The following is an 11,588-nucleotide window of genomic DNA, read 5'->3' on the forward strand; positions in this document are numbered from 1 at the left end:
CTCTTAAACAAAACAAAAAGGGCCCGGTCGTAAGACCCGGCCCTTTTTTTGTGAACTTGATTCAGATTAAGCACCCCTTCTGAAAAGCAGGCGCCCACGACTAACGCAAGGCTGGCAACTCCACTTCGGGGCGTGAAGTCGGTAGATCTCGAATATGTAGATCCATCTGCGGAAACGCGATCTCAATCCCCTTCTCACGAAACGCCTTCAATATTTGTACGTTCAAAGCACTGGTTGTCACTAAGCGATCCTTCATCTGATCCACGTAGACGCGCAACTCAAAGTTCAACGTACTGTCAGCAAAACGCACAAAATACGCAGAAGGACCCGGCTCATCAAGCGTGAGTGGATGTTCACGTGCTATTTGCAACAGAATCTCCATCACCTGCTCGGGATCTGAGCTATAACTCACCCCAATTGGGATGACGATACGGGTGATATTGTCACTCAATGTCCAGTTAATCAGGCGTTCGGTAATAAAGTTCTTATTGGGCACCACCACTTCGCGATTATCCCAATCGATAATCGTGGTGGCACGTGTGCGGATCTTCGAAACCGTTCCGCTGTACTCGCCAATACTGATGGTATCCCCCACGCGCACAGGTCGTTCAAACAGCATAATCACACCCGAGACAAAGTTGGCGACCACCTCCTGAAGACCAAAACCCAAACCCAGGGTGAGGGCTGCCACCATCCACTGCAACTCACTCCAGCGCAAGCCCAAAAGTGAGAAGACCGTGATCACCGCCACCACCGTTAAGGCATAGCGCATCAAAGTGGTGACAGTATAGCTGTGCGCAGCATCCATCATTTTGCTGCGCGCGAGCAGAATCTCCACCAGCCCCGGAAGGTTGCGCGCCGCCAAAGTGAACACACCCCCTAGAAACAGGGCTAACAGAAAATCTTGCAGACTAACACGACTGAGAATCTCGGCATCCCCCACCTGGATCGCACGTGACCAAAGCGTCACACCATCCAACCAGGTCAGCGCCGGTAAAACACTTGCCCAAACCAAAAAGAGCGCGACCAGAAAACTACTAACCACCGTTGTACGCAACAGCGTTCGCGTCTGTAAGTTGATATGCTCAATACTCAAATGCTGATCGGGCAGCTCCACACCACCTTCCGCACCGGTATTCCCACTCTCTTCCGCCGCTTTAGCCCGCTGCTCACGCATCCGACGAATGCGCAGATGGGTTTCACTCAAGATCAACGCCCGTGCCGCCAGGGAGTAGCCCAACCACACCACCACCATCATCACCAGCGTATCCACCACGCGTGGCAAAAGCTCACCAACCGTCAGCAGATAACCGGCAACCACCAGAAGCAGCAGCAAGACAAAGATGCCCGTTGCACCCAAACGTAAAAATTTACGCTGAGTGGTATGAAAGAAACCAGAATCTGCGCTTTGATCCGGAGCTAATAAGCGCCATGCCAACACCGCATTCAGACAGGTCACCAAGCCCAGTGCGAGACGGCCATAGACGTCATACACCCGCTCATCGGGGTGATTAAACACCAACGCCAAGAAGAGAATAAGCAGCAGCTGTACCGGCAAAAACCAGATCAGCTCAATACGAATCCGGCGTGCAAACACCGGATTCCAATCAAAATGGCTCACCCCCACACCGGTTTCACGGGTAAACAGATGTAGAAGATGCCCAAAGAACCACCAGGTCGCTGCGTTGTACATCACATTCGACAGCGAAATCGCCACCTGCGACGTATCGGCCACGCCCTCTAAACGCCAAGCCATGATCCACAGCAATAAAGGAATAGGGGCTACACGCAACAAGCTCCAGCTAATCGCTCGCAGAGTAAGGCCCATATTATCAGTGAAACGATGGGACGCTTGCTCAGCCAGCTCTTCTAGAATCCCAGGAGCACGCCGACCCGCCATGTAGAGCGCGGCAATAAACAGCGCCAAAATCAATAACTGTACCGACGTCTGCAGTGTCACCAAGGCCATGACCTGAGTCACAGCTCCCCACTCAGAGGCCGTGAGCAACAGAACCGTTGCGGCGGGCACCTGTGCCAGCCAACTCAGACTGATCGGACTGTGGCTCGGCCACCAGAGCAAACTTTCATTCAGCGTTTGATCCAAGCGGCGCGCCAGATCACTGACACTGCGTAAGCGCACCTCATTTTGCCGTAACAACTCCGTGAGCTGCTCCTCAGACGCCAGCTGTGCCGTAATGATCTGGCTGGTCAAACGCTGCAGTGGCTGCAGCAGAGGATCCGTCTCCTGTGCAATCGCTTCCTGATGCTGTCGCTGCTGATCACGCACGGCAATCACACGTAAACGTGCCTGCGCCAACTCACGCTCTAAATCGGGTAAGGCAAAGCGCTGATCATTGAGCTCATGCAGACGTTTGCGCTCTTCGAGGAACTGCACCCCCAAGGCTTCCGTCAAGCCGCTGACCTCCAAGCGCTCCTGCACACTTTGCAAACTTTGGCTTAAGCGTGTTTCCAAACGTGCATAGGTATCACGATTAGCTTGCAACACCAGCGATTGCGCATAGGCCGACGCAATGGCATCCATCCGCGCACGCAAACTGGTCACCTGAGCAGCATAAACATTTTCTAAATCAGGCTCACGCTCCAGCAGTGTTTGCAGCTGTGCGCTAAATTGGCGCAGCTCTTCATTGGAGCGATCACTCAGCTCTACTTCTAAACGCTGCAGGCGCATCTGATGAAGCGCTTGCTCCCACTCTAAAAATCGCTGCTGCAAACGTAGAATCGAGATTCTGGCAGGCAAGAGTTGCAGATCTAACTGCGCGACCAGAACACGTGCCTGACGTTGTCGAATCAACGCCTCTTCACGTGCCTGCCAAGCCAACTCCTCTTGCGCAGTTAATTCAGGCCGCTCAGAGACTTGAGCATCCGCTAACTCACGCGTAAACCGCTCTAAGGTTTCCGGTTGATTACGCTGCTGCTCTTCCAAACGATTTTGCGCTTGAGCATTTTGCTCCAATTCCGTTCGCAAACGGCCAAGCGTCAAGCGTGTCTCGCTGACCACCGCTTCTAACTGGCTGAGCGCTAAGGGTTCAGCCTCATCCGCCATGACCTCTTCGGTTTCTAATGCCTGCAAACGCTCTAAGAGTTCAGCAAAGCGCGCATCCGCTTCTTGCGCCTGCTGCCAGCGATCCAAAGCCCCCTGCACACGCTCCTGAGCCGTTTGCTCAGCATCCTGTGCCGCTTGCCAAAAAGCACGCTCACCTTCGGCCAAAGACTCCTGAGCCAGCATGCTTTGCCAAGACGCCAAGGCACTCGCCTCTTGCCAGCTCAACAAGGGCGAGGGATCTACACGCTGTAACTGTTGCTGCACCTGCTCACGCCCATCTTGCAGCGCTTCCACGCCCACGCTCACAGGCGCGCGGCCAGAGCTCGTCACCGCAGCAAAACTGGTGGACACAAAAATTAGGGTAAGACTCAGCAGGCAAAAGATGGCACAGGATCGAAAGGACATGGACTCACTCAAACAATTAAGAGGTCGAATCAGGATTCTCAGCTCAAACAAATTAAGTGTCAAACTGAGGGAATGGGCGTCATAGTAGAAGCTGGCTCGCAGCGAATCCAGAGCTCAAGATGAAATATATTTTAGAAAAAATCTGCCGAGTGGCTTGCAGAAGGCTCAATTTTACAATAAATTACGCACCACTTTTCTGAGAGGCGTCTTTCGGAAAGCAGCATTTCGGAGTGTAGCGCAGTTTGGTAGCGCATCTGGTTTGGGACCAGAGGGTCGGGGGTTCGAATCCCTCCACTCCGACCATATCCTTTTATTCTTTCATTCATCGCTTTATACCCTCATAAATTTTCCATCCCACACGCTTTACCGTTAGAATGGCGCACATAATAAAGCCAGCTCACGAATGGATTGAGTGGCCAACACAGGCTTCACCCCGCCCCTCTTAAATCATTCTTCAAAACAGGAACCCTTGTATGAAATGTGTACACCTTGTGGGCGGTGAAAAAGGCGGCGTAGGCAAATCCGTTATGTCACGCTTGCTGGCTCAATACTGTCTGGATCATCAGTTACCCTTTATCGCTCTAGATGCCGACCCTTCACATGCCACGCTCAGCCGTTCCTATGGTGAGTTTGCACGCTCACTTAACCTTGAATCCTTTGAAAGTGCAGATCAGATTATTGAGGTCGCTGTAGAAGAGGATGTGAATGTCACCATCGATCTACCGGCACAAAGCGAGCGTTTGCTTGAGCGCTGGATTGATGAAAACGGCGTTCTTTCGCTCTGTGAAGAGCTGGGCCTGAAATTGATCGTTTGGTATGTCGTGGATGATGGCCCAGATTCTGCCGATCTCTTAGAGCGCTTCTTGCAACGCTGGGGCGCGGAAGTCACCTGCATTCTGGTGAAAAACTTTGGGCGTGGTGCCGATTTTTCACGAGTGGAACAGGTGCAAGCCGCCTATCCGAATCTGGCTTGCTTGGAACTCCCTGCTTTGCATGCGGCGACTATGCGCAAAATCGACAATAACGGCCTGAGCTTTTGGGCAGCGGTTCACAATAAAGAGATCGACGGCCATTTGGGTATGATGGAGCGTCAGCGTGTGCGTGTTTGGCAGAAAAAAGCCTTTGCCCAGATCTCAGAACTTTTAGCCTAAACCCAAAGGGCTCGGCTAAGACGATCCTTGTCAAACTCGGCGCTCCAATCTTTCCGTTGAGCGCCGTGTTTGTTTCAACCTACCCCTTCTTCTTTATCAAACCTGAGCCTGGCAGGCGATGTGAGAGATAATACACCCCACACCCAAGCACCAAGCCCCAGAAGGCAGCGCCTATATCCATTAAGCTCACGCCGGATGCCGTCACCAAGAAAGTGATGAGCGAAGCATCCAGATACTCTTTCTCGGCCACGAAGATAGACAGACTGTTACTGATCGCCCCCAACAGTGCCAAACCGGCAATAATCGCGATCATCTCAGCGGGGAAGATCTGAAAAAAGAGCACGATGCTGCCTGCAAACACGCCACCGATCAGATAGAACACCCCATTGGCAATGCCGGCGATATAACGTTTATCTGGGTCTGGATGTGCCTCGGCACTGGTACACAAAGAGGCGGTAATGGCTGCGATCACATTGGTGATGCCACCATAGAGCGCCATCGGCAGCGAAACCAACCCAGTCACACTGATAATTTGGCGGCTGTTAGGCGGATAACCCGAAGTCTTCAGAATGGCAAAACCGGGTAAAAATTGGCCACTCAAACTGACGACAACTAAAGGCAGCGCCAAGCTGAGTGTTGAGGCCAGTGTCCAGTGAGGCTCTATCAATTGTGGACGCGCGAATAGCAGCTCAAAACCCTGAAAGTTCACTTGCATGAGCGTTAGGGAAAGAAAGATCCCTACCCCCAGCAATAACACCAGAAAATAACCGCTATGAAGCTTTTTCAGTAAGATATAGGCGAAGAGCATAAGTACCGTGACCAGCGCAACCGCTTCAAAGGTTTGAAATGCACCCAGCCCGAATTCAAACAGAATGCCTGCCATCATCGCGGCGGCAACCCCTTTGGGGATATAGGCCATGATGCGTTCAAACAACCCACTCACCCCAATGATGACCAGCAAGGCGGCGGCTGTGATATAGGCCGCAACCGCTTCATTCAGGCTTAAACCCGGAAACAAAGATACCAAGAGCACCGTGCCTGGTGCCGACCAGGCCGTGACGACGGGTACTTTTAACCAAAGACTTAAGCCGATGCCTGAGATCGCAGCACCGATTGAGATAGCCCAGATCCAAGAAGTCAGCATGTCGGCTGAGATCTGGGCATTATTTGCTGCCTGAATCAAAATCGCGAGCGGCCCGGAATAGGACACCAGAACAGCCATCAACCCAGCCACAATCGCCGTCAGCGAAAGATCCTTAAGCATACGCAGACATCCTTATTTTTATCGAGATAGATCCAGAGTAAACGCGAGAAGAATCAGGAAGATAATACCGCCGTTGCTTTCACTTCGAGGAAATAACCTGGAGCGCCACAAAGCGAAGCGGCACCTATGGCCGTCCAACAAGGCGCTGAGTTAGGATCCGTGAAATACTGATCACGCACCTTCATATACAGGGGCAGATCACGCATATCCGTGTGGTAACTGGTGACATCTACGATATCCGCAAAACGAGCACCCACCTCTGCCAGCACCGCCTGCATATTTTTGAATACCTGATGGAATTGCGCTTCTTTGGCCTCCACCAACTGTAATTGAGCGTCACGTCCAATTTGGCCGGAGATATACAGTGTGTCCTTCACTAACACCCCCGGCGCATAACCGACGGTCTCATAGACAGAACGCATACTGGCGGGAATAATCAATTGACGCTGAGACATCATCTTTCCTTATTTTTATTTGAAAAAAAAAGCAGGACCTAAGCCCTGCTCAAGCAGCACAGAGTTAACCCAGATCCCCACCGCCTACGGGTAAGACCGTACCGGTGATGTAGGAGGCGTCATCCGAAGCCATAAACAAGATCGCATTCGCCTGTTCATCGGGTGTGCTGTAACGGTGCATCAAAGAAGAATCGAGGGTTTGATCAACAATCTGCTGATACCAAACCTTTTCCTGCTCACTCAAAGCATTTTCATTTCGCGGGATACGTCGAGCGCCGACATCCGTGCCACCTGGAGCCACCGCATTAATCCGTATCCCCTGGGTTGCATTCTCCATCGCCAAACACAGGGTCAGGGCATTCACTCCCCCCTTGGCCGCCGAATAAGGCACACGATTAATACCGCGTGTGGCAATGGAAGACACGTTCACGATCGCACCGGATTTTGCGGTCTGCATATAAGGCAGTACGGCACGGCAACACCAGAGCGTGGGAAACAGTGAGCGCCGGATTTCAGCCTCTATTTGATCCTCTTCATAGGCTTCAAATGGTTTCGCCCAGATGGTGCCACCTACGTTGTTAATTAACACATCTATGCGGTTGTAGTGTGCATGCGCTTCCTGCATGACACGCTCACAATCCGCAAAACGCTCAAGATCTGCCAGGGTGGTGGCTACGGCAGGCGCACCTAAGTTTTGGCACTCAGCGGCCACCTCTTCGACTAGCTCTGAACGGTCAACTAAAAACAGTTGCGCCGCCTCCTGAGCCAACTGCAGAGCCACCGCGCGTCCTATCCCCTGAGCAGCGCCCGTCACCACGACGACTTTTTTTGCAAAACGTGCGGATTTCATGCTCCACCTCTCACTGACTGGACGCGAACTTCTCATAATAGAAGTGGCTAGGCTGAATAGATTGCTCTTGTAAATACTGGCTGACAGCTTCGACCATCGGCGGTGGTCCGCAGAGATAAAGATCAAACTCGGGCTCGGTTAGGAAAGGCACTGTCTCCATATGATGCGTGACATAGCCCTTACGCTCGCACTGGCTGTCAGCAGCCGCCACACAGGCGGTATAGGTGAAGTGTTCGAGTTTCTGAGCAAAGTTTTCTAGCTTATCCAACTCCACCAGATCAGTATCCGTGTTGACGCCATAAATCAGGTGGACGGGTTGCGACAGCCCCTGCTGCACTAACTTATCCAGCATGGCTAAGAAAGGCGCCAAACCGGTTCCCCCTGCCAGCATCAACACCGGGCGCTGTACATCACGCAGATAAAAGCTCCCGTAAGGACCGCGCAGAGTAATAGCATCCCCTACAGCGGCTTTTTCGGTCATGTAACCGCTCATCAAACCATTTGGAATGACACGTATCAGGAAAGAGACCGATTCATCCTCAGTTTTCAGCATCGAACTGAAGGAGTAAGCGCGGGTTTGATCGCTACCCGGCACTTGGATATTGACATACTGACCCGGTAAGAAATGCATCGCTCTGACTTGATCACCGGCCACCGAAAAACTCAAAGTGGATTCAGACAGGCGGGTAATTTCACTCACCTTGGCATGGACATCGGCCAACTGGCTGCGAACACACACTTCTGAAGAGGCCGGGACCGTCACGACACAATCCGTTTCGGGAATCATGCGGCAGGTGAGGACATAACGCTGTTCGGCTTCTTTATCCGACAGCGCATCTTCGATATAACCGTCCATCTCGTACTGACCGGATTCGCAATGACACTTGCAAGTGCCACAGGCACCGTCACGGCAATCCAGAGGAATATTCAGACCTGATCGATACGCGGCATCGGCCAGAGTCTCACCCGGTAGTGTCTGAACAAAACGCGTGACACCATCTTCAAAATTCAAGGCTACTTTATGCATTGTGAGCTACCTTGGCTCCCCCTTAGGGGAGCCTTGTTATTATGATTTGGATCAGACGTGGTAGACATCAACCACGTGGTGGATAAAGTCATTCTTCAGAATGATTTTCTTGCGGGTAATTTTGAGTGCGCCCTGCTCGTCGCGCTTAATGTTGACGAAGGTGGTGCCAAAATAGCTATCCACGGTTTTGTAGCGATAGCTGCTATTGAACCAGTTGTAACGCACTTCACAGCTGCTCTCGTCGACTTTCAGCAACTCAATATTACTGAGCATATGATGGGTGCGCGGCTCTGGCAGGCTGCTGGCGGATGAGCGTTCCGTTTTGATACGGAAAACACGATCTTCCAAACCATCACGGCGCGCGTAATACATCAGCGACACTTCACGCTGTGGGTCAGTGATCAACTGACCGTCATCATCCCAGCTTGGCATCCAGTATTCCGCTTCCTTGGCATAATGCTCTAACCAGCGATCCCACTCTTTATCATCCAGTGCACGCGCTTCTGAGTAGAGAAAATCGCGTACGTCTTCGTAAGTAATACTCATGCCTAGCTCCTTATGCCTGCTGCTCTTCTTTTTCTGCCGCTTTTTTCAACTCATTGACCCAGTAGCGATGCTGAATGGTGTAGAGGCCTTCATCTTCAGACTTCTGACCGCTCATCACCGGGTTGAGATCGATCTCTTTAGCGCTTTCATCTGGACCCTGGATCCAGTGTTCAGCACCACGGCACATATCGTTCCAAGGCAAGGCGGAGGCACGGAAACCCTCCTGGCAGGCACGGAACTCTTCTAGATCATCAGGTGTTGCCATGCCTGAGGCATTAAAGAAGTCTTCGTACTGACGAATACGGTGTGCTCGTGCTTCATCACTCTCACCCTTAGGCGCGATGCAGTAGATGGTCACTTCTGTTTTATCGACCGAGATCGGACGGAAGTGGCGAATCTGTGAGCTGAACTGATCCATCAGGAAAACGTTTGGATAGATACAGAGGTTACGCAGATTGGAGATCATCCAATCCGCACGTGCCGCACCAAACTGCGCTTCCAGCTCGGCACGACGCTCCGCCAATGGGCGATCTTCTGGGTTCGGCCAACGCATCCACAGGAGAATATGGCCCTGCTCGAAAGCGTAGAAACCACCCTTCTGTTTGTTCCAGGTTGAAGCGTCCATCGCTTTCACATCATCGGCGGACATACCGGCTTTACGACGCCCCGTTGTCGCGACATAGTTCCAGTGGGTTGCCGATACATGGTAACCATCGGCACCGTTTTCAGCCTGAACCTTCCAGTTACCGTCGTAGGTATAGGTTGAAGAACCGCGCAGGACTTCCAGGCCTTCTGGAGACTGATCCACGATCATATCGATAATTTTTGCCGCTTCACCCAGATGCTCTTGCAGAGGTTTGACATCAGGGTTCAAGCTGGCAAAGAGAAAACCACGGTAGGATTCAAAACGCGCAACCTTCTTCAGATCATGCGAGCCGTTGCAGTTAAAGGATGCGGGGTAACCGGCATCATCAGGATCTTTAACCTTGATCAGCTTACCGTTGTTATTAAAGCTCCAACCGTGGAAGGGGCAGGTCATCACCGATTTATTGCCTTTTTTCGTGCGGCAGAGAACGGCACCACGGTGGCTACAGGCATTAATAAAACAGTTTAATTCACCCTCTTTGTTACGGGTAATAAAGACCGGCTGACGACCGAGATAACCGGTAAAGTAATCGTTGTTATTGGCGACCTGGCTTTCATGTGCCAGATAAATCCAATTGCCTTCAAAGATATGCTTCATTTCCAGTTCAAACAGCTCTGGATCGGTAAACATTTCACGTTTTGCGCGGAAAATGCCCTTTTCCTTATCCTCTTCCATCATGGAGGTGATACGAGTCACTAAATCTTGATGCATGTTAGGTCTCCTTGTTTTTATTCTCAGCTTAAGCATCGCCCCCTCGCCTCACTATCCAATCCTTGCCTGAGAATATCCTGACTCTGAATCCGTGAATTAGGATGAGGGATGAATGCAATCGCCGACACAAGAGACATGATTGTGTTTAATCGGATTAGGCTCTATCCGTTTTGTCGCAAGTCTTATCCGATGATGGCAAGTTGCCGATAAATTCGTTTATGAGTGGGGAAATAAAAATGGGGCTTAACGCCCCAGTTTTTTCGCTGACTGTCCCCCGATCCCAAAATGCTGCTTCGGCATCTCGGTCAGGATCACGCGTACACTCGCTTCCGGAGCGTCGAGCGCCTGGGCGATCGCTTCCGTTACCTTGGCGATCAACTGCTCTTTTTGCGCATCACTGCGCCCCTCCAGTAGATGGATCTGTGCCACCGGCATCGCCTTCTCCTTGATCAAGACCCTCCTGCACCGCGCACAAGGGTCGTATGGATGAGTTTAGAGGCTTATAAGTCTAGACAGCCTCACACGAACTTAGCGGTGATGCTGCCCAGATCCTGGTAACGGATGTTGATCGAGTCGCCCTTCTTCACGCTGACCGCCGCTGTGATGCCGCCGGTCATGATAAAGGTGCCCGCCGGGATCTCTTCGCCACGTGCGCCCATCATGTTCGCCAGCATCGCCACCGACGCCGCCGGATGACCGAGAACCGCCGCACCCGCGCCGGTGGCCACCACTTCACCATTGATCTCCATCACCACGCCCAGGGTCTTCACGTCGACATCTTCCAGACGCGCCATGCGCCCGCCGGTGATAAACCGTGAAGAGCTGGAGTTATCAGCGATCACGCTCTTTAAGTCGAACTTAAAGTCTTTATAGCGCGAGTCGATCACTTCCACCGCCGGGATAATAAAATCCGTGGCGCGCAGCACATCCCCAATATGGATGCCTGGGCCTTTCAGCGGCGCTTTGGTGACAAAAGCGATCTCCGCTTCAATCTTAGGATGGATCAGTTCATCGATCTTGATCTCACCGCCTTCCGGCACACTGAAGTAATCGGCCAGGTAACCGTAGCAGGGATGTTCAACGCCCATCTGTGCCATCTTCGCCCAGGAGGTCAGGCCCATCTTCATGCCGACGATTTTATGGCCACGCGCTTCTTTACGACGACGCACTTCCCATTGCACATCAAAGGCATCTTCGTAGGTCATCTCCGGGTATTGATCGGTGACCTTAGTGATCTCATACGCTTTGAGCTCCGCCTCTTCGCAGTAGGTGGCCAGCTCTTCAATTTGTGCGCGGGTTAAAGTGCCCATTAGTTCGCTCCTGCTTGCTGTGCTTCACGCTGTTTCGCCAGGGTTAAGGCCAGGTCTTCGATCATGTCTTCCTGTCCGCCCACCGTGCCACGACGGCCGAGTTCGACCAGAATGTCGCGCGCGGAGATGCCGTATTTCTTCTCGGCACGCTGCGCAAAC

At 52.1% G+C, this 11,588-nt stretch carries 10 protein-coding genes, 1 tRNA gene and 1 pseudogene; 2 read left to right on the top strand and 10 right to left on the bottom strand.

The features are described 5' to 3' along the window. Nucleotides 1–100 precede the first annotated feature (100 nt). Entirely contained in the window at nt 101–3,469 is a 3,369-nt protein-coding gene (locus E1H14_RS05795; RefSeq protein ID WP_149390497.1) for a mechanosensitive ion channel domain-containing protein, read from the bottom strand. A 226-nt stretch (nt 3,470–3,695) separates the two neighbouring features. On the opposite strand from E1H14_RS05795, the gene E1H14_RS05800 reads away from it, so the two are divergent. Both E1H14_RS05800 and E1H14_RS05805 read left to right on the top strand, forming a co-directional pair. Further along, a tRNA-Pro gene (locus E1H14_RS05800) sits at nt 3,696–3,772 on the top strand. Nucleotides 3,773–3,942: 170 nt separating this feature from the next. After that, complete coding sequence (locus E1H14_RS05805; RefSeq protein WP_149390498.1) at nt 3,943–4,620, top strand: P-loop NTPase family protein; 678 nt, start codon at nt 3,943–3,945, stop codon at nt 4,618–4,620. Nucleotides 4,621–4,699: 79 nt separating this feature from the next. On the opposite strand, the gene E1H14_RS05810 is transcribed toward E1H14_RS05805, so the two are convergent. The 9 genes and pseudogenes from E1H14_RS05810 to E1H14_RS13350 all read right to left on the bottom strand — a co-directional run. Further along, on the bottom strand, nt 4,700–5,884 hold the full coding sequence (locus E1H14_RS05810; RefSeq protein WP_149390499.1) for a benzoate/H(+) symporter BenE family transporter: 1,185 nt from the start codon (nt 5,882–5,884) through the stop codon (nt 4,700–4,702). A gap of 53 nt (nt 5,885–5,937) precedes the next feature. Then, a complete protein-coding gene (locus tag E1H14_RS05815) occupies nt 5,938–6,339 on the bottom strand; it encodes a RidA family protein (protein WP_149390500.1) in 402 nt (133 codons plus the stop codon). A gap of 64 nt (nt 6,340–6,403) precedes the next feature. Next, nucleotides 6,404–7,189 (bottom strand): 1,6-dihydroxycyclohexa-2,4-diene-1-carboxylate dehydrogenase, encoded by a 786-nt coding sequence (locus tag E1H14_RS05820; RefSeq protein ID WP_149390501.1) that lies wholly within the window; start codon nt 7,187–7,189, stop codon nt 6,404–6,406. 10 nt (nt 7,190–7,199) lie between these two features. Continuing rightward, complete coding sequence (gene benC, locus E1H14_RS05825; protein WP_149390502.1) at nt 7,200–8,216, bottom strand: benzoate 1,2-dioxygenase electron transfer component BenC; 1,017 nt, start codon at nt 8,214–8,216, stop codon at nt 7,200–7,202. Nucleotides 8,217–8,267: 51 nt separating this feature from the next. Continuing rightward, nucleotides 8,268–8,762: a benzoate 1,2-dioxygenase small subunit gene (benB, locus tag E1H14_RS05830; RefSeq protein ID WP_149390503.1), complete on the bottom strand. Its 495-nt coding sequence runs from the start codon at nt 8,760–8,762 to the stop codon at nt 8,268–8,270. 10 nt (nt 8,763–8,772) lie between these two features. Beyond that, nucleotides 8,773–10,119, bottom strand: a complete 1,347-nt coding sequence (benA, locus tag E1H14_RS05835; protein ID WP_149390504.1) for a benzoate 1,2-dioxygenase large subunit — start codon at nt 10,117–10,119, stop codon at nt 8,773–8,775. Nucleotides 10,120–10,362: 243 nt separating this feature from the next. Further along, nucleotides 10,363–10,554, bottom strand: coding sequence for a 2-hydroxymuconate tautomerase (locus E1H14_RS05840; RefSeq protein WP_149390505.1), 192 nt, complete (start codon nt 10,552–10,554; stop codon nt 10,363–10,365). 83 nt (nt 10,555–10,637) lie between these two features. Next, on the bottom strand, nt 10,638–11,429 hold the full coding sequence (gene dmpH, locus E1H14_RS05845; RefSeq protein ID WP_149390506.1) for a 2-oxo-3-hexenedioate decarboxylase: 792 nt from the start codon (nt 11,427–11,429) through the stop codon (nt 10,638–10,640). Continuing rightward, nucleotides 11,429–11,588 (bottom strand): annotated as a pseudogene (locus E1H14_RS13350) (hypothetical protein); the annotation flags it as partial. The pseudogene E1H14_RS13350 and the gene dmpH, both read right to left, overlap by 1 nt.

Origin of the sequence: Nitrincola tapanii (assembly GCF_008368715.1) — a bacterium.
GTDB classification, from domain to species: Bacteria; Pseudomonadota; Gammaproteobacteria; order Pseudomonadales; family Balneatricaceae; genus Nitrincola; species Nitrincola tapanii.

Bases quoted from the DNA above. Each gene is read 5' to 3' on its own strand.
- E1H14_RS05805 (WP_149390498.1), top strand. From the start codon at position 3,943: ATGAAATGTGTACACCTTGTGGGCGGTGAAAAAGGCGGCGTAGGCAAA.
- benA (WP_149390504.1), bottom strand. From the start codon at position 10,119: ATGCATCAAGATTTAGTGACTCGTATCACCTCCATGATGGAAGAGGAT.
- E1H14_RS05820 (WP_149390501.1), bottom strand. From the start codon at position 7,189: ATGAAATCCGCACGTTTTGCAAAAAAAGTCGTCGTGGTGACGGGCGCT.
- E1H14_RS05810 (WP_149390499.1), bottom strand. From the start codon at position 5,884: ATGCTTAAGGATCTTTCGCTGACGGCGATTGTGGCTGGGTTGATGGCT.
- benB (WP_149390503.1), bottom strand. From the start codon at position 8,762: ATGAGTATTACTTACGAAGACGTACGCGATTTTCTCTACTCAGAAGCG.
- benC (WP_149390502.1), bottom strand. From the start codon at position 8,216: ATGCATAAAGTAGCCTTGAATTTTGAAGATGGTGTCACGCGTTTTGTT.
- E1H14_RS05840 (WP_149390505.1), bottom strand. From the start codon at position 10,554: ATGCCGGTGGCACAGATCCATCTACTGGAGGGGCGCAGTGATGCGCAA.
- E1H14_RS05815 (WP_149390500.1), bottom strand. From the start codon at position 6,339: ATGTCTCAGCGTCAATTGATTATTCCCGCCAGTATGCGTTCTGTCTAT.
- E1H14_RS05795 (WP_149390497.1), bottom strand. From the start codon at position 3,469: ATGTCCTTTCGATCCTGTGCCATCTTTTGCCTGCTGAGTCTTACCCTA.
- dmpH (WP_149390506.1), bottom strand. From the start codon at position 11,429: ATGGGCACTTTAACCCGCGCACAAATTGAAGAGCTGGCCACCTACTGC.